Origin of the sequence: Isoptericola sp. AK164 (assembly GCF_029643425.1) — a bacterium.
Lineage (GTDB): Bacteria > Actinomycetota > Actinomycetes > Actinomycetales > Cellulomonadaceae > Isoptericola > Isoptericola haloaureus.
The window spans coordinates 2,018,419-2,036,339 of the sequence record NZ_CP119106.1 but is presented as its reverse complement, the minus strand read 5'-3'; the positions used below and the strand labels follow the sequence as shown (position 1 = coordinate 2,036,339).

The window sequence follows — 17,921 nt, the reverse complement described above, 5'->3', positions numbered from 1 at the left end:
ACGCCTCAGACGACCGCCCCGGGGTCGTCGTCCTCGGGGTCGCGACGGTTCGGCATCCGCCAGACCAGGACGGCGACGGCGGCGACGAACGCGGCGCCGGCGGCCGGTCCGAGCCAGCCGGGCACGGACAGCTCGGCCAGCGCGGCGCGCAGCACGACGCTCAGCACGGTCAGCACGGGCACCGCGACGACGACGGTCCAGGCCAGGGTGAGCAGCGGGTCGCGCTGCCCGATGGGCGCGGGGTCCGGGGGGACGAAGTGCGACTCAGTCTCTTCCAGCCTCTCGACCTCCGGCGAGGCGGGCCAGTCGCGGGGCCCCGGCGCACGCGGCGCGGGGGAGGGGGCGGCGACCTCGGGCGTCGCGGTCGTGTCGTCGGCGTCGCCCGCGTCGGCGTCGCCCGCGTCGTCGTTCCCCTCGGCGTCCTCGCCCCGGGGTCCGGTCGGCGTGGACCGCGCGACGTCGCGGCCGGACTGCTCCACGTCGCTCAGTCGTGCGACGATGTCGGTCCAACGGGCGTCGACGTCGGCGTCCGGGAGGTCGTCCGGATCCGCGTCCCGGTTCGATGAAGCCATGGGAACACTCTATTGTCGTCGGTGACGCCGCGAGGAGGACCGTTGTTCTACTGGGTGATGAAGCACGTGCTGGTGGGGCCGTGGCTCCGGCTGGCCTTCCGCCCGTGGACCCGGGGCGTGGACCACCTGCCCGCGACGGGCGGCGCGATCCTCGCGAGCAACCACCTGGCCGTCATCGACTCCTTCGTGCTGCCGCTCGTGCTCGACCGGCAGGTGAAGTTCCTCGGCAAGTCCGACTACTTCACCGGCAGGGGGCTGCGCGGCCGCCTGGTGGCCGGGTTCATGCGCGGCGTCGGCACCATCCCCGTCGACCGCTCGGGCGGCAAGGCCAGCGAGGCCGCCCTGCGCACCGGTCTGCGGGTGCTGGACGAGGGCGACCTGTTCGGCATCTACCCCGAGGGCACGCGCAGCCCCGACGGGCGGCTGTACCGCGGCAAGACCGGGGTGGCCCGGCTCGCCCTGGAGTCCGGCGCCCCGGTGGTGCCCGTCGCCATGGTCGGCACGGACGTCGCCCAGCCGCTGGGGACGGTGCTGCCCAAGCCGATGCCGATCGGCGTCGTCATCGGCGAGCCCCTGGACTTCAGCCGCTACCGCGGCATGGAGAACGACCGGTTCGTGCTGCGCGCGGTGACCGACGAGATCGTCTACGCGATCATGCGGCTGAGCGAGCAGGAGTACGTCGACGTCTACGCGGCCACCGCCAAGGCGCGCCTCGCCCAGGGGCTGCCCGTCGACCCGACGCCGGGGGGCGGGACGCCGGAGCGCCGGCCCGCCCCGGAGCCGTCGCCGCAACCGGAGACGGAGCGACCCGAGCGCTGAGACGGTGCCGCGCGGGGGGCGCGGTCCTCGTAGGATGGGGACCGCTGTTCATCCCCCAACGAGAGGTTGCACCCTCATGTCGGTCCGTCGTGTGGCCCTGCTGACCGCCGGTGGCTTCGCCCCGTGCCTGTCGTCCGCGGTCGGTGGCCTCATCGAGCGTTACACCGAGCTCGACCCGTCGATCGAGATCATCGCCTACCAGTACGGCTACCATGGCCTGCTGACCGGCACGAAGATCGAGATCGACGCCGAGGGCCGCCGTCAGGCCGGCATCCTCCACCGCTTCGGCGGCTCGCCGATCGGCAACTCGCGCGTCAAGCTCACCAACGCCGCCGACTGCGTCAAGCGCGGCCTGGTCGCCGAGGGCCAGGACCCGCTGCACGTCGCCGCAGAGCAGCTCAAGGCCGACGGCGTGGACGTGCTGCACACCATCGGTGGCGACGACACCAACACCACCGCCGCCGACCTCGCGGCCTACCTGCACGAGAACGACTACGAGCTCACCGTGGTCGGTCTGCCCAAGACGATCGACAACGACGTGGTGCCGATCAAGCAGTCGCTCGGCGCCTGGACCGCGGCCGAGGAGGCCGCCGGGTTCGCCGCGAACGTCATCGGCGAGCACCGGTCGGGTCCGCGCATGCTCATCGTGCACGAGGTCATGGGCCGCCACTGCGGCTGGCTGACCGCCGCCGCAGCCGCGGAGTACCGCACGTGGCTCGACGCCCAGGAGTTCGCCCCCGCGCTCGGTCTCACGCGCGAGCGCTGGGACGTGCACGCGGTGTTCCTGCCCGAGCTGGCCCTCGACATCGACGGCGAGGCCGAGCGCCTCAAGGCGATCATGGACACGCACGGCAACGTCAACATCTTCCTGTCCGAGGGTGCGGGCATGCACGAGATCGTCGCCCAGCTCGAGGCGGCCGGCGAGGAGGTCCAGCGCGACCCGTTCGGCCACGTCAAGCTCGACACGATCAACCCGGGCCAGTGGTTCGCGAAGCAGTTCGCCGAGAAGCTGGGCGCCGAGAAGGTCATGGTCCAGAAGTCCGGGTACTACTCGCGCGCCGCCGCGGCGAACGCCGAGGACCTGCGGCTCATCAAGTCGATGACCGACCTGGCGGTCGAGTGCGCCCTGCGCGGCGAGCCCGGCGTCATCGGCCACGACGAGGAGGACGAGGACAAGCTCAAGGCGATCGCCTTCCCGCGGATCGCCGGCGGCAAGGCCTTCGACGTCCACCAGGAGTGGTTCGGCGCGCTGCTGGCCGACCTCGGTCAGCCGCTCGTGCCGGCGCAGCCCTCCGAGCACTGAGGCGGTCGGGCACCATGAGCACCGCCGTCGACGTCGTCGCGCCCGGGACGGACCCGCAGGGGCTGGACCGGTTCCGCGACTTCGAGGCACGTCAGCAGCCGGTCTGGCCGGACGCCGACGCCCTGGACGCCGTCGCCGCCCGGCTGGCGGTCGCGGCGCCGCTCGTGGTGCCCGCCGAGGCGGACACGCTCACCGAACGCCTCGCCGCGGCCGGCCGCGGCGAGGCGTTCCTCCTGCAGGGCGGGGACTGCGCGGAGACGTTCGCCGACGCGAACGCGACGCGCATCCGCAACAAGGTCCGCACCATCCTGCAGATGGCCGTGATCCTCACCCACGGGGCGAGCACCCCCGTGGTGAAGATGGGCCGGCTCGCCGGGCAGTACGCCAAGCCGCGCTCGGCGGACACCGAGACGCGCGACGGCGTCACGCTGCCCTGCTACCGCGGCGACATGGTCAACGGCCACCCGTTCACCCCCGCGTCGCGGATCCCGGACCCCGACCGGCTGGAGCAGGCCTACCGGATCTCCGCCGCGACGGCGAACGTGGTGCGCGCCTTCACGCAGGGCGGCTACGCCGACCTGCGTCGCGTGCACGAGTGGAACCGCGGCTTCATGGAGAACCCGGCCTACGCCCGCTACGAGCGCACGGCCACGGAGATCGACCGGGCGATCCGGTTCATGGACGCCTGCGGGGCCGACTTCGACGCCCTGCGCACGGTCGAGTTCTTCCTCAGCCACGAGGCGCTCATCCTCGACTACGAGCGGGCCCTGACCCGCGTCGACCCCCGTTCCGGGCTGGCCTACGACACCAGCGCCCACTTCCTGTGGATCGGGGAGCGCACCCGCCAGCTCGACGGGGCGCACGTGGAGTTCCTGTCCCGCGTGGCCAACCCCGTGGGCGTCAAGCTCGGGCCGACGACGACGCCGGACGACGCGATCGCGCTGGCCCGGCGGCTCAACCCGGACAACGTCCCCGGGCGTCTGACGTTCATCACGCGCATGGGCGCCGGTCGCGTGCGCGAGGTGCTGCCCGACGTCGTGCACCGGGTGACGGCGGCGGACATCGCGGTGACCTGGGTGACCGACCCGATGCACGGCAACACGATCACCTCGGACAGCGGCTTCAAGACCCGCCGGTTCACCGACGTGCTCGACGAGGTCACCGGTTTCTTCGAGGTGCACCGCGACCTGGGCACGGTGCCCGGCGGCCTGCACATGGAGCTCACCGGCGACGACGTCACCGAGGTCCTCGGCGGCAGCGAGGAGATCTCCGACGCCGGCCTGGCCGAGCGCTACGAGACCCTCGTGGACCCGCGCCTGAACCACCAGCAGTCCCTCGAGACCGCCTTCCAGGTCGCGGAGATGCTCACCAGACGGTGATCGTCACGGTCGAGCCCACCGGCGCGCTGCCGGTGGGCTCCTGCTCGCGCACCTCGTCGCGGAACGCGGGCAGCCACCCGCCGAGCAGGCCGGTCACCTCGACCTCGAAACCTGCCTCCTCCAGCGCGGCCGTGGCCTCGTCACCGGTCATGCCCGTGACGTCGGGCACCTCGGCCTGCGGCGGACCCGCGGACAGCGTCAGCGTGACCGTGTCCGTGCGGCGCGCCGTCGTGCCCTGCTCCGGGTCCTGGGCGAGCACGCGCCCCTCGGCCACCTCCGTCGAGGTCTCGGGGTCGGCGTAGGCGACCTCGAGACCGGCCGCGGCCAGGTCCTCCTCGGCCTCGTCGGCGGAGCGCCCGACCACCTGGGGCACGCTGACCGGCGCCGGCCCGTCGGACACCGTCAGGGTCACCACCGTGTCGTGCCGCTGCCGGGAACCCTCCGGGACCGAGGTGCCGAGGACCTCGCCCTCGGGCGCGGCGTCGTCGTGGACGGTGTCGACCTCGACGGCGAACCCTTCCGCGTCCAGGGCGGCCTCGGCGTCCTGCCGGGGCGAGCCCACGAGGTCCCCGGGCACGGTGAGCATCCGGACCCCGAGCGAGACGACCAGCTCCACGCTGCCGTCGCGACGCACGCGCTCGCCCGAGGCCGGGTCGGTGGCGACGACGTCGCCCGCCGGGACGTCGTCGTGGTGCCGCTCCCGGGTCTCGGCGTCCAGGCCCAGCGCGGCGAGCGCGGCGCCGGCGTCCTCGGCCGGTGCACCCACCAGGCCCGCCGGCACGGTCGTCCAGGCCCCGGGACCGGCGGCGAACCACCACCAGGTGCCCGCGCCGCCCCCGCCCAGCAGCAGCACCAGCAGCACCGCCCACACCACGGCGCCGCGCCGGTGCGTCCGCTCCGGGGCGGCGGGACCGGCTCCGACCGGTCCCGCCAGGGCGTGGGTCGGCTCGGTGACCAGGTGCTCGGTGCGGTGCTCGCCGGTGGGCACCTCGGTGAAGAACGCCGTGGGGATCTCGTCGACGGCGTCGGCGGACCCCGTCCGCAGGGCGTCGGGGCCGTCGTCGGGCCCCGTGCCCGGGTCGCCGTCGAGGTCGTCCTCGGCCGGCAGCACCGGCCGGTCCGCGCGGCGGGCGAGCATCTCCGGGTCGAGCAGCGCCCGGGCCCCGGCGACGGCCGCGCCCGCGGCGTCGGCGTTCGGGGGGCGGCGGTGCGGGTCCCGGGCCGTGAACGACGCCACCAGGCGGTCGAGCTCCGCGGGCAGCCAGTCCACCCGCTGCGAGGGGGCCGGGAGGTCCTCGTGGACGTGGTGGAAGGCCACGCCGATCGGTGGCTCGCCCGGGTACGGCACGGTGCCCGTCAGCATCTCCGAGAGCAGCACGCCGACGGCGAAGACGTCCGTGGCGGGGCTCGTCCCGCCGGACGTGATCACCTCGGGCGCCAGGTAGGCGACCGTGCCGAGGATCGTCCCGCTGGCCGTCGAGGTCACCTCGGTCACGGCGCGGGCCAGGCCGAAGTCGGCGACCTTCACGGTGCCGTCCGAGCCCAGCAGGACGTTCTCCGGCTTGATGTCCCGGTGCACGAGACCGACGCGGTGCGCCGCGGCGAGCGCCTCCAGCACCTGGGCGGCCACGTCGAGGGCCCGCCCGACGGGCAGCGGTCCCTGCTGCAGCTCGGCGCGCAGGTTGCTGCCCTCGACGTACTCCATCGTCAGGTAGGAGGTGTCGCCGTCGAGACCCTGGTCGAACACCGCGACGACGCCGGGGTGCGACAGGCGTGCCGCGGCCCGCGCCTCGCGCCGGAAGCGGGAGACGAAGCTGGCGCCGTCCACGCCGTCGGCGAGGTGCGGGTGCATCACCTTGACCGCGACCTCGCGGCCCAGGCGCCGGTCCCTGGCGCGGTAGACGGTGGCCATGCCCCCGCGGGCCACGCGCGCGACGATCTCGTACCGCCCGTCGACCAGGCGGCCGAGCAGAGGGTCGGTCGTCGTGGAGGCCACGCAGCGATCCTACGGGGACCCGGGTCCGGCGGCCCGGAGGCTAGGCTGGCGCCGTGAGCGATGCATCCGCGCAGACCCCCCTGGACGACCTCGTCGGCGAGTGGCTGACCCTGCCCGACCTGGCCGACGCGCTGGGCACCGACGTCAGCCGGGCCCGGGGGCTGGTCGCCTCCCGCCACGTCGTCGGCGTCAAGCGGGGCGAGCGCACCACCTTCCAGGTGCCGGCCGCCTTCGTAGTGGAGACCGACGACGGCCCGGCCGTGCTCGAGACGCTGCGCGGCACGCTGATCCTGCTGGGCGACGCCGGCTTCAGTGACCCCGAGGCGCTGCGGTGGTTGTTCACCGCGGACGAGACGCTCGGACGCAGCCCGGTGGAGGCCCTGCGTGCCGGCCAGCGCGCGCAGGTGCGCCGGCTCGCTCAGGCGATGGGCTGAGGGGCGTCCTCACGCCCGGCGGTTGACGGCGACCCGGGCCAGGTCGGCGAGCACCTCGCGGCCGGGGGAGCGCAGGTCGGAGGCCTCCAGGCGCCCGAGCGCTCCGCTGGCGAGCTCGTCGATGAGCGCCTCGACGTCCTCGACGGCCCCGGAGGCCGTGATCGTCTCGCGCAGCGCGGTGACGTCCGCGTCGGACAGGTCGGGGTCCCCGAGGTGCTTGGCCAGCAGCGCGCGCGCCTCGTCGTCGCCGTCGGCCAGGGTCCGCGCGACGAGCACCGTGTGCTTGCCCTCGCGCAGGTCGTCCCCGGCGGGCTTGCCGGTCACGGCGGGGTCGCCGAACACCCCGAGCAGGTCGTCGCGCAGCTGGAACGCCTCGCCGACGGGCAGCCCGACGGCGCTGATCTCGGCGACCTGCTCCGGGTCGGCGCCGGCCAGGACGGCGCCCAGGGTGAGCGGGCGCTCGACCGAGTAGCGCGCCGACTTCGAGCGCAGCACGGTGCGGGCGCGCTCCTCGTCGCCGGCGGGGTCGAGCCCCCAGGGCTCGGCCTGCACCAGCACGTCGAGGTACTGGCCGACGACCACCTCGCTCGTCATGGTGTCGAACAGGTCGCGCGCCGCGCGGGCGACGGCCGGCTCCACGGCGTCGAGGGCGGCGGCCGCCTCGCGGTGGCAGGCGACCAGGCACAGGTCGCCGAGCAGGATCGCCGCCGCGGTGCCGAACCGCTCGCCGTCTCCGGCCCAGGCGTTGTCCTCGTGCCGCGCGGCGAAGACGCGGTGGGCCGTCGGCATGCCCCGGCGGGTGTCCGAGGCGTCCATGACGTCGTCGTGCAGCAGCGCGGCCGCCTGGAACAGCTCCAGGGCGGCGCCGATGCGGACGACGGCGTCGCGCTCGGGCCCGGTCGCGGCGCCGCCGTGCGCACGGAACGACCAGTAGCAGAACGCGGCTCGTAGGCGCTTGCCCCCGGCGAGCAGCGTGGACACGTGCTCGGTGAGGGCGGTGGTGCCGGCGCCGATGCCCACGGCCTCGTCCCGGAGCCGGTCGAGGTGGGCTCGCAGCGCCGCGTCGACGTCGGTGCGGAGGTTCTCGAGGTCGACCAACGGGGTCGCAGCAGCAGGCATGGGCACAGCCTAAGCGTGCTGAGCGTCTCGGGGCGCGTTCGTGACACGACTGTGCCCCGGCCACCGTGACGGTGACCGGGGCACGGCCGGGAGGGCGCCGGGGGGTCAGCCGGCGAGTGCCGCCTGGACGTCCTCCAGAGTCCAGGAACCCTTGCGGTCGCGCGGGTCCGGGACGGTCTCGGCGGACGGGTTGCGCATCAGCCAGTTGCGCTCGACGAGCGTCAGGTCCTGGCCGTCGACCACGCCGTCCGCGTTCACGTCCGCGGCACGGTCGGCGGTGCCTGCCGCGTCCTTGATGGCGAGCGCGTCGAGGATGTCGACGACGTCGTCACCGGTCACGTCGCCGCCGTAGAGCTGGACCACGCCCTGGGCCGGGGTGCCGAGCACCCGGCCGTCGGCGAGCTCGTGCCCGACCGTGACCTCGGTGCGGTAGTCGAGGTGGCCCGGCAGGGTCGCGGAGAGGACGTACGGCTCCGTGGTGACCGGCACGTGGACGCTGAACGTCCCGTCCGCGGTGATCCGGGGGGTGGTCGACGTGCCGTCCGGCGCGGTGAGCACGACCTCGCCGCCGACGTCGGAGTGGTCACGCTCCGGGTCGAAGACGAGCTCCGGGGTGAACAGGCCCTGGGCGAGGAACGTGCCGGTGACGGCCACGGTCTGCGGCAGGTTCCGGGCCACGTCGAAGCGGCGCCAGGTGCGGACGAACCCGCCCTCGGCGTCGTGGACGTACACCGAGACCGTGACCGGGCCGGCGGTCTGCGACCAGGGGCCGTCCTCGAGGGTGCGGGTGACGACGTCGAGCAGCGGCAGCTCCTCGGCGGTCGCCGGCGTCTCGCCGTCGAACGTGAGGGTGACGGAGGCCTGGACGAGGCCGGAGTCGGCCTCCGGGATCTCGATCTCGACGGTCGGGTCGCCGTAGGCCGCCAGGCCCTCGGCGGGCCGGACGTCGACCACCTCGGTGCGTGCGGCGTCGTAGCGGAAGGTGACCCGCACCGTGCCGAGGTCCTCGGCGTGGTGGTGCGTGAACGTCGTCGTCAGGTCCTCGCCCGGGGCGACGTACTCGACGTCGTTCTGGCCGTCGATGTACGCGTCGCCCGCGGTGAGCACGGTGTACTCCAGCTGGTCGGCGACGTTCCCGGCCGCGTCGATGCCGCGGTAGCGGTGCGTGGCCATCGGGGAGGGGCCGAAGGAGGACGTGTAGGAGAACGCGCCGTCGGCCTCGGGGCGGATCTGGTCCGAGGGCATGAACGCCGAGTACGTGTACGCGAGGAACCGGTTGGCGCTCTGGTCGACGTCCAGGCCGGCCGCACGCATCGCCGCGGTCTCGCCGTCGACGAGCGTGCCGCCGATGGCGTAGGAGGACTCGCCGGACGGCACCTCGATGACGTCGCCCTCACGGTCGACGACCATCTCCGGTGCCGTGTTGTCCACGAAGAAGGTGCCCGACTCCGAGAAGGTGCGTCCGGCGTCGTCGGTGCCGACGACCTTGAGGACGTGCGCCCCGGGCTCGATCGTGCTCAGCGCGTGGCTGACGGGGAAGTCACGGTCACCGGTGAGCTCGTAGTAGCCGCCGATCCAGCCGAACGGGCCGTACATGACGCCCTCGGCCGCGGCGACCGTGTCCAGGGACCCGATGTAGCCGACGTCGCGGCCCTCGGTGTCGGCGACGAAGAAGTCGACCGTGCGCAGGTGGTTCTCCAGCGCGAAGCCCCACTCGAGCTGCGGGGCGAGCACGTCGGTGACGTTCGTGGTCATGACCTGCTTGACGAACGTGAAGTCGGCGAAGCCGGTCTCGGTGAGCCGGAACCCGAACGGCACGCGGTAGCCCTCGCCGTCGTCGCCCTCGCGGGTGACCACGACGTAGCCGCCGTAGGTGCCGGCCTCCGCCGTCGCGGGGACGTCGAGGTCGACGCGGACGGTGCCGGAGCCGCCGGCCGCCACCTGCACCTGGTGCTTGGTCGACACGGTCACGCCCTGCGCGGCCGCGTCCCGGGTGCCGACGCCCTGGTCGAGCACGACGTCGACGGTGTAGCGGGCCCGCTCGGTGGACTCGTTGACGATCTCCAGGCGGCGGGAGTCGGAGAGCTCCGTGCCCAGGGCGTGCACGCCGAAGCTCAGGTCGCTGCCGATCTCGGCGTCGTCGGCGGACGCCGCCGACCACGGGGTGCTGCCGGTCGCGGTGGTGACGTCCCGCTGGGCCAGGGTGCTGGCCTTCTCCGCGGTCAGCAGGAACGTGTCCGCGTGCACCGCCTGGTACGGGTCCACCTCGCCGGCGCCGATCGCGAAGACGCTGTGGTCCTCGTCGAGCGGGTCCGCGGTGTTCATCAGGCGGGCCTTGAGCTCGATCGGGTCGAGGTCCTCGTCGTGCTGGAGCATCAGCGCGGCGCTGCCGGCCACGTACGGCGTCGCCATGGACGTGCCGGACAGGCGGGCGTAGGCCGTCGAGTGGTCGTCGAGGTTCTCGGGGTCGACCATGTGCGCCGGGATCGCGGACAGCACGCTGACACCGGGGGCGGTGACCTCGGGCTTGATGTCGCCGTTGCCCTTGGCGGGCCCGCGCGAGCTGAAGTCGGCGAGGTTGCCGCCACCGGTCGTCGTCGTGCCGTAACCGGAGAACGTGACCTCCGCGCCGTCGGCGACGGCCGCGGTCAGGGCGGCGCCCTGGGCGGTCGTGACCGAGAAGGTCGGCACGTACGTGTCCGACTCGCCGAAGTAGTACGGCGGGTGCTCCTCGTCGGGGTCGTTGTTGACGATCAGCAGCGCGGCGGCGCCCTTGTCGGCGGCGCGCTCCATCTTCTCCTGGAAGGAGATCGCACCTCGCTGGACCAGCACGACGTTGCCCTCGGCGGCGACGTCCTGCCAGCCGCTGTCGTAGTACCGGTAGTCCGACGCCTTGCCGAGGCCGGCGTCCACGATCGTGGCCGTGGTGCCGTCGAGCTCCGCGATCGTGTCCTGGGTCGGTCGGGCGAGGAGCTGCAGGTCGGCCCCGGCGGTCCCGACGGTGGCGCCGAGCGTGGCGACCTCGATCGCGAAGTCGTTCGCGCCGACCGTCAGGGCGAGCTGGGCGGCGGCCGGGGAGCCGAGCGAGAACGCGCCGTTCGCGCCGGAGTTGCCGGCGGCCAGCACTGTGGTCACCCCGGCGAGGGTCAGGTGGTTCGCGGCGATCGACAGCGGGCTCTGCGTGTCGTTGACGTTGCCGCCCAGGGACATGTTCACCACGTCCATGCCGTCGGCGAGCGCGCGCTCCATGCCGGCGAGGATGTCCTCGGTGGTGCCGCCGCCGAACGGGCCGAGCACGCGGTAGGCGTAGATGTCGGCCTCGGGGGCGACGCCGGCCGCTCCCCAGGAGCCCCGCTCGTCGGTACCGGCGATGATGCCGGCCACGTGGGTGCCGTGCTGGGTGTAGTACGTGTTGCCGTTGCGGTCCTTCTCGGCCCCGCCGGCCTCCTGCCAGTCGGCGTAGGTGGTCTCCATCGGGTCGTCGTCGTCGTCGACCAGGTCGTAGCCGCCCTGGTAGACGTCGGCGAGCGCCGGGTGGGTGTAGTCGATGCCGGTGTCCAGGACGCCGACCTTGACGCCGGCGCCGGTCAGGCCCTCGCCGTGCAGCGTGGCGACGTCGTCGGTCTCCGCGGAGGCGCCGACGGCGGCCGCGGCGGTCTCGGGCAGGTCGACGGTCCAGGTGTCGTTGGCCCACACGGCGGCGACCTCGTCGGAGGCGGCGAGCGCCTCGACGTCGGTGGCGGGCAGCTCGACGGCGGCGCCGTTGAAGGCCTGCGTGTACTGCTGGCGCACCGAGGGGCGCTGCGCGGCCCGGCGCTCGTCCTCGGCCGCGGTGTCCTTCAGCAGGCTGTCGAGCGCCTGCTGGGAGGCCTTCACGGCGGCGCGCGCCTCCTTGCCGGTCAGCTCGCGGCCCTCGGCCTCGGCCAGGGCGAGCGCGGTGGTCGCCGGCGGGGTGGCGAGCTGGACGATCACCTCGACGGGCTCGCTCGACGTGGTGTCGATGTCCGTGTCGACGACGGTGCTCGGGACGCTGAGGTCGCCGGCCTGGGTGAGGGTCTGGCGCTGGGCGTCGGTGAGCCGCTGCGCGACGTCGGCCGCGTCGGGGGAGGGGGCGCCGCTCGCGGGGGCGACGAGCGTCGTCCCGGCCAGGGCGAGACCGAGCGTGATGCCTGCGGGTCGCAGCATCCTTCGATGAAGGGACATGGGGTGCTCCTCGGAAACGGGGTTGCAGAATCATGACACGGCAAACCCTGAGGTATGCTGGCGTAAATATGACATGGCAGGTTGTCGACACCACGGGAGAGGGCATGACGCTCGACGTCCTCGGGATCACCGACGCCCAGCTGCGCGTCTACCAGGAGCTCCTCGGGCGCAGCTCGGCCGACGCCGCCGAGCTGGCCGTGCGCACGGGTGTCGCACGTCACGCGATCCAGGAGCAGCTCGACCGGCTCGAGGCGCTGGGTCTCGTCGCCCGGTCGGGTGCCCGGTACGACCGCTACGTGGCGGCGCCGCCGGACGTGGCCCTGGCCTCGCTGCTCCTCGACCACGAGGAGCGCACCCGCCGTGCCCGGACCGAGCTGAGCCGGCTGGAGGCCGTCTACCGGGAGGCCGCGCCGCGGCAGACCGAGGACGCCGTCGACGTGGTCCGCGGCAGCGAGGCCGTGCGGCAGCGGTTCAACCAGCTGCAGCGCTCCGCCCGGGCCGAGGTGCTGGAGTTCGTGCGCGGCGACGTCGCCGTCGTCGAACCCTCGCAGAACGTCGAGGAGGAGGCCGCGCTCGCGCGCGGGGTCGCCTACCGGTTCGTCATCGAGCGCCCGGCGGTCGAGCGCGAGGGCGTGATCGAGGCCGTGCGCTCCACCGTCGAGCGCGGCGCGCAGGTCCGGCTGGTGCGCTCGCTGCCGACCCGCCTGCTCGTCGTGGACCGACGGATCGCGATGGTGCCGTTCTCGGCCAGCAGCCGGGACCAGTCCGGCGGTGCCCTGCTGCTGCAGGCCGGGGGGCTGCTCGACATGGCGACGGCCCTGTTCGAGCAGACGTGGCGCAGCGCGTCCCCGCTCGGCGAGGACGACGACGAGCCGTCGCCCGCCGTCGCCCGTGACGCCGACCTCGAACCCGCCGACCGGTACCTGCTGCAGCTGCTCAACGCCGGCCTGACCGACCGCACGGTGGCCGCCCGGCTCGGGGTGTCGATGCGGACCGTCCAGCGCCAGGTCCGCACCCTGATGGAGCGGGCCGACGTCGACACCCGGCTCCAGCTCGGCGTCGTGGCCGCGCGGCAGGGCTGGTTGTAGTCGTCAGTCCTCGGCGGCGTCGGCGTCCTCGGGGTCGGCCGCGACCGTGCCGGACAGCGAGACCAGTCGTCGCTCGCCGTCGTCGAGCACCCCGATCAGCACCGTCTCCACGGCGTCCTCGCCCTGGCGGGTGCGGGTGAACACCGACCGGGCGGCCAGGCCCGAGGCCTCGACCTCGTCGGCCTCGGCGAACCCGGCCTCGTCCAGCCGGCGGGCGTAGCGCTGGACGATCTTGCGCGGCGGCTGGGTGGTCGCCAGGTTCAGGGAGACCTCGACGAGGCCGTTCTCGGCGGGCAGCGCCGAGCTGGCGAGCACGGTCGCCTGCTGCGGTGCGCCGAGCAGCTCGGTGGGGAACCCGCGGGCGTAGTCGCCGACGGCGGAGGACGGGTCGAACGACGGCAGCGCGGTGGGGGTGTCGGCGGGGGTCGGCGTCGGTGCCTGGCTCGCGGCGGTCGCCGGACTCGGTCCGTCGCTGCCGAACGCGTCGCAGCCGCCGGTGAGCGCGGCCAGGGCGGCGGCCATCAGGGCGGCGGACACACGCCGGCCCACCGAACGGGCGGTGCGCTGGCGCGAGGTCGTGGGCACGGGGACACCGTAGTCGGCGCTCACCCCCAGAACGCGCGCGTCCCCACCGTGGCCCCACCGGGGACGCCGGGCCGTGCGGGACGACGACCTCGCACGGTCTGCTCGAGCCATGACCACCACCTGCGAACCCACCCCCGAGACCATCCGGCTGCGCGACGCCCACGACCTGCTCGCCGCCGTCCCGTACCGGCTCGGCTTCCGGCCCGCCGAGTCCGTCGTCCTGGCCTGCGTGACGGCGTCCGGACGCCTCGGGCTCGTCGCCCGCGTCGGCCTGGCCGACCTCGCCGGGATCGCGGGCCCCGGAGGTGCGGCGGGCCCGGGCGCGGCCGGCCCCGAGGCGCTGGAGCCGCTGGCCCGGGCCGTGGCCGACGTCGACCCGGCCTTCTGCCTGCTGGTGCTCTACACCGCGGGGGAGGCCACCGCGGTGTCCGACCGTGTCGAGGCCGTCCGGCGCGTCGTGGACCCGGCCGTCCGGGTGGAGAGCTGGCACGTGGCGCCCGAGTCCTACCGCGGGCTCGACTGCGACGACCCCGCCTGCTGCCCGCCGGGCGGGTTCCCGACGTCGGCGCTCGAGCACGGGGACGTCGGCGCCGCGCACGTGCTCGCCGGCCGGGCGCTCGCGGGCTCGGCCGAGGAGGCGTTCCGGATCCCGCCCGCCCCGACCGCAGCACGCGGGCTGTCCGCACGGGCCGCGCGGCGGCGTGAGGCGTGCCGCCCGACGACCGGGGACGACGACGGCGCCCGGGGCTGGCGGGACGAGGCGTGGGCGGCGTGGCGGGCGGCGCTGCGGCAGGTCGACGACCCGGCGGGCCCGGCGCCGACGCCCCTGGGGCCCGCGCTGCTCGGCCGGGTGGGAGCGGGGCTCGCCGACCGGCGGGTCCGCGACGCGGCGCTGCTGAGCCTGGTGCCGCACGGCGACGACGCCGCCGGGGCGGCCCTGGAGGGCCTCGAGGACGAGGCGCGCACGGCCCGCGCGATCTCCGCCGTCGTCGACGCCGACCGGGCCGTCGCGCCCGACCCGGCGCCGGTGCGCCGCGGCTGCGCCGTGCTCGAGCAGGTGGTGGCGCACGTGCCGCGACGCCTGCAGGTCGCGCCGCTGACCCTGCTCGCCTTCCTGGCCTGGTGGCAGGGCGACGGTCCGCGCGCCGCCCGCCGGGTCGAGGACGCCCTGGACGCCGATGCCGACTACCGGCTCGCGCGACTCGTGCAGGGTGTCGTGGTGGCCGGGCTGCCGCCGGGATGGGTGCGCGCGGAGCAGGCGGCCGACGGCTCGCGGGGGAGGCCCGCGGGCGGTCACGTCCGGTAGCGTGCAGCCATGGCGATCGTCGTGGGACACCTGAGCACTCCCGAGGGCGCGAAGGCGCTGGCGGCTGCCGAGGCGGAGGCGGCGCAGCGCGGGACGCGACTCGTGGTCATCGGATCCGGCAACGGGGTCGAGGAGGTCGTGCAGCGGCTCGAGGCGGCCGGCGTCGAGCACGCCGTCGTCCCGGGGACCGGCGACCTCGCGGAGGACCTGGTCCGTGAGGCCGTCGAGGCCCGGGCCGAGCTCATCGTGATCGGGCTGCGACGTCGCAGCCCTGTGGGCAAGCTCATCCTGGGCTCCGGTGCGCAGCGGATCCTGCTCGAGGCTCCCTGCCCCGTGCTGGCCGTCAAACCGTGACGACGCGCCGCTGACCTCGCGGGGAATACACGGCACGACATCCGGTGTTCACCTGCGTGACCACCGATGACGTACCAGGGAGGTGGGCCGCGGCGAGGCGGCGACGGTCCTGAGCGACCGTCCTCCCAGGTGTCGCCAGTACAATAGAGGTATTCCGCCGAGTCGAGAGGCCCTCGCCCCAGGCTCCGACGGCGGTCCACCGTCTTCCTCGAACGCCGAAAGGTCGGTTTGTGGCGTCCACTGCGCAGAACCCCCCGCTGCCCCGAGAGTTCGACCACCCTGCCCTGCAGGAGCTGCTCGACCGCGGCACCGCGAACGGTCGTGTCGACGCGGAGAGCTTCCGCTCTGCCTGCGAGCACGCGTCCGTGGGTGACCCCAAGCGCCTGAAGGCGGTGCTGCGCGCCTTCGCGGGCGCCGGTGTCGAGGTCGGCGTGCCCATGGCGGCGAAGGTCGCCGCGGCGGCCAGCTCCTCCACCAAGACCCAGACGCGGGCCAAGGCCCCGGCGTCGACGTCGGTTGCCAAGAAGTCGACGTCGTCGGCGGACGCGCCCGCGGACGACGCGCCCGCCGACGACAGCGGCTCGACGACGTCGACGACGAAGAAGCCGGCGGCCAAGAAGCCCGCCGCGAAGAAGCCGGCGGCCAAGAAGCCGGCCGCGAAGAAGGCTGCCGGGACGGGCACGACCCGCAAGGCGGCCGCCAAGGCGCACAAGCCGGCCCCGGAGCCCGACGGCGTCCCCGTCGAGGACGAGGAGTCCGGCGACCAGCAGCGCGAGATCCACGTCACCGGCATCAAGCTCGGCCGGGGCAAGAAGGACGAGGAGGGCGGCGGCTTCGTCGTCTCCGACACCGACGACGAGGACCAACCCGCGCAGCAGGTCGTCACCGCCGGCGCCACGGCCGACCCGGTCAAGGACTACCTCAAGCAGATCGGCAAGGTCGCGCTGCTGAACGCCGAGCAGGAGGTCGAGCTCGCCAAGCGCATCGAGGCCGGTCTGTTCGCCGAGGAGCGCCTCGCCCAGGACTACGCCGACTTCGACCGCACCAAGGCCACGGCCGACGAGCGCAAGATGTGGCGCGACCTGCGCTGGATCGCGCACGACGGCCGCCGCGCCAAGAACCACCTGCTCGAGGCGAACCTGCGACTCGTCGTCTCGCTCGCCAAGCGGTACACCGGCCGCGGGATGCTGTTCCTGGACCTCATCCAGGAGGGCAACCTCGGTCTGATCCGCGCGGTCGAGAAGTTCGACTACACCAAGGGCTACAAGTTCTCGACGTACGCCACCTGGTGGATCCGGCAGGCGATCACCCGCGCGATGGCCGACCAGGCCCGCACCATCCGTATCCCGGTGCACATGGTCGAGGTCATCAACAAGCTCGCCCGCGTGCAGCGCCAGATGCTCCAGGACCTGGGCCGCGAGCCCACGCCGGAGGAGCTGGCCAAGGAGCTCGACATGACGCCCGAGAAGGTCGTCGAGGTCCAGAAGTACGGTCGCGAGCCCATCTCGCTGCACACCCCGCTCGGCGAGGACGGCGACAGCGAGTTCGGTGACCTCATCGAGGACTCCGAGGCGATCGTGCCCTCGGACGCGGTGTCGTTCACGCTGCTGCAGGAGCAGCTGCACCAGGTGCTCGACACGCTCTCCGAGCGCGAGGCCGGCGTCGTCTCCATGCGGTTCGGCCTGCAGGACGGCCAGCCCAAGACGCTGGACGAGATCGGCAAGGTCTACGGGGTCACCCGTGAGCGGATCCGCCAGATCGAGTCCAAGACGATGTCGAAGCTGCGCCACCCGTCGCGCTCGCAGGTCCTGCGCGACTACCTCGACTGAGTCGTCGGCGCGCTCGTCGGCCCCACCGACCCGTTGTGGGCATGAAATATGCCGCTCTCCCGCTGGGAGGGCGGCATATTTCATGCCCACAACGAGGGCGGCAACCTCTTGCGGCTCAGCGTCACGTCGACCGGGCGCCGACCTGCCGGCCCACCGTGTACCCGACGATGGCCGCCAGGACCGAGACGAGTCCGTCGGAGCCGATCTTGTCCGTGACTCCCAGCAGGATGACCGCGAGCACCACCATCACCAGGACCATGCCCTCGATCTGGGAGCGGTAGGTGCCGTCCCCCTTGTCCTCCGGCGTCGACCCGCCGCCGGAGGACGTGCCGCGTCGCCAGAAGCTGGCCTTCATCAGCACCATGACGACCAGCAGCAGGGTCGCCGGGATGACGGTGCTCAGCACGACGACGCGGAGGTCCGTCCCCTGCAGGGGAGAGCTGGAGATCACTGCGACCTCGGGCGTGGTGCTCGGCTGGATCCCGAGGGACACCAGCTCCGTGGCCGAGAGCTGGAAGTCGACGGTGGTCGTGAACCGCTGGTCCTCGGTGATCTCGACGACGGTGTCGGACTGGGTCCCGGTGTCGACACGGAACACGGCGGTCGCGCCCGGGCCGCACTCGGCGGGAAGGATGAGCTCGAACGTGGCACCCTCGCCGGTGACGAAGTCGCCGCACCGCGTCTCCTGGTCGCCGTCGAGGGCGACGACCGCGACGCGCAGGCCCGGCGGCGCCACGTCGCCGTTCACCGTCACGAAGCCGTCGACCCTCGGCTGGCCGGGGCCGGGCGACACGTCCGCCGCGGCGGCCGGCGCGGACGCCGCGGCAGCGAGGAACGCCGCGGCGACGATCGCGAACGCGAACCTGACGACCCTTCCGAGCAGACGCATCGGTCCCACCCCCGGGAGTACTCGTCGAGCAGCTCGGCGAGATCC

At 73.8% G+C, this 17,921-nt stretch carries 14 protein-coding genes; 8 read left to right on the top strand and 6 right to left on the bottom strand.

All coding sequences use genetic code 11. From position 1 onward, the window contains the following. Positions 1-5 precede the first annotated feature (5 nt). A complete protein-coding gene (locus PO879_RS09455) occupies positions 6-572 on the bottom strand; it encodes a hypothetical protein (RefSeq protein WP_278234655.1) in 567 nt (188 codons plus the stop codon). A 42-nt stretch (positions 573-614) separates the two neighbouring features. On the opposite strand from PO879_RS09455, the gene PO879_RS09450 reads away from it, so the two are divergent. The 3 genes from PO879_RS09450 (at position 615) to PO879_RS09440 (ending at position 4,073) form a co-directional block, all read left to right on the top strand. Then, on the top strand, positions 615-1,391 hold the full coding sequence (locus tag PO879_RS09450) for a lysophospholipid acyltransferase family protein (RefSeq protein WP_278234654.1): 777 nt from the start codon (positions 615-617) through the stop codon (positions 1,389-1,391). Between the two features lie 76 nt (positions 1,392-1,467). Continuing rightward, the gene (locus PO879_RS09445) at positions 1,468-2,694 is read left to right on the top strand and encodes a pyrophosphate--fructose-6-phosphate 1-phosphotransferase (RefSeq protein ID WP_278234653.1); all 1,227 of its coding nucleotides are present in this window, start codon (positions 1,468-1,470) and stop codon (positions 2,692-2,694) included. A gap of 14 nt (positions 2,695-2,708) precedes the next feature. Continuing rightward, on the top strand, positions 2,709-4,073 hold the full coding sequence (locus PO879_RS09440; RefSeq protein WP_278234652.1) for a 3-deoxy-7-phosphoheptulonate synthase class II: 1,365 nt from the start codon (positions 2,709-2,711) through the stop codon (positions 4,071-4,073). On the opposite strand, the gene pknB is transcribed toward PO879_RS09440, so the two are convergent. Continuing rightward, the gene (gene pknB / locus PO879_RS09435; protein ID WP_278234651.1) at positions 4,060-6,069 is read right to left on the bottom strand and encodes a Stk1 family PASTA domain-containing Ser/Thr kinase; all 2,010 of its coding nucleotides are present in this window, start codon (positions 6,067-6,069) and stop codon (positions 4,060-4,062) included. The two genes, PO879_RS09440 and pknB, sit on opposite strands and share 14 nt — an antisense overlap. A gap of 53 nt (positions 6,070-6,122) precedes the next feature. On the opposite strand from pknB, the gene PO879_RS09430 reads away from it, so the two are divergent. Next, the gene (locus PO879_RS09430; protein ID WP_278234650.1) at positions 6,123-6,503 is read left to right on the top strand and encodes an Rv2175c family DNA-binding protein; all 381 of its coding nucleotides are present in this window, start codon (positions 6,123-6,125) and stop codon (positions 6,501-6,503) included. Between the two features lie 9 nt (positions 6,504-6,512). Here PO879_RS09430 and PO879_RS09425 read toward each other — a convergent pair whose 3' ends face one another. Together PO879_RS09425 and PO879_RS09420 are read right to left on the bottom strand one after the other, a co-directional pair. Beyond that, a complete protein-coding gene (locus PO879_RS09425; protein WP_278234649.1) occupies positions 6,513-7,622 on the bottom strand; it encodes a polyprenyl synthetase family protein in 1,110 nt (369 codons plus the stop codon). A gap of 105 nt (positions 7,623-7,727) precedes the next feature. Next, complete coding sequence (locus PO879_RS09420) at positions 7,728-11,807, bottom strand: S8 family serine peptidase (protein WP_278234648.1); 4,080 nt, start codon at positions 11,805-11,807, stop codon at positions 7,728-7,730. Positions 11,808-11,893: 86 nt separating this feature from the next. Between PO879_RS09420 and PO879_RS09415 the strand changes: the two genes are divergently transcribed. Continuing rightward, entirely contained in the window at positions 11,894-12,913 is a 1,020-nt protein-coding gene (locus tag PO879_RS09415) for a helix-turn-helix domain-containing protein (RefSeq protein WP_278234647.1), read from the top strand. 3 nt (positions 12,914-12,916) lie between these two features. Here PO879_RS09415 and PO879_RS09410 read toward each other — a convergent pair whose 3' ends face one another. Next, a complete protein-coding gene (locus PO879_RS09410) occupies positions 12,917-13,498 on the bottom strand; it encodes a hypothetical protein (RefSeq protein WP_278234646.1) in 582 nt (193 codons plus the stop codon). Positions 13,499-13,607: 109 nt separating this feature from the next. Between PO879_RS09410 and PO879_RS09405 the strand changes: the two genes are divergently transcribed. The 3 genes from PO879_RS09405 (at position 13,608) to PO879_RS09395 (ending at position 16,987) form a co-directional block, all read left to right on the top strand. After that, positions 13,608-14,804 (top strand): DUF4192 domain-containing protein, encoded by a 1,197-nt coding sequence (locus tag PO879_RS09405; protein ID WP_278234645.1) that lies wholly within the window; start codon positions 13,608-13,610, stop codon positions 14,802-14,804. A 9-nt stretch (positions 14,805-14,813) separates the two neighbouring features. Continuing rightward, entirely contained in the window at positions 14,814-15,158 is a 345-nt protein-coding gene (locus PO879_RS09400) for a universal stress protein (protein ID WP_278234644.1), read from the top strand. A 230-nt stretch (positions 15,159-15,388) separates the two neighbouring features. Continuing rightward, positions 15,389-16,987 (top strand): RNA polymerase sigma factor, encoded by a 1,599-nt coding sequence (locus PO879_RS09395; RefSeq protein ID WP_278234643.1) that lies wholly within the window; start codon positions 15,389-15,391, stop codon positions 16,985-16,987. 121 nt (positions 16,988-17,108) lie between these two features. Here PO879_RS09395 and PO879_RS09390 read toward each other — a convergent pair whose 3' ends face one another. Beyond that, positions 17,109-17,876, bottom strand: coding sequence for a hypothetical protein (locus tag PO879_RS09390; protein ID WP_278234642.1), 768 nt, complete (start codon positions 17,874-17,876; stop codon positions 17,109-17,111). Positions 17,877-17,921: the final 45 nt, after the last annotated feature.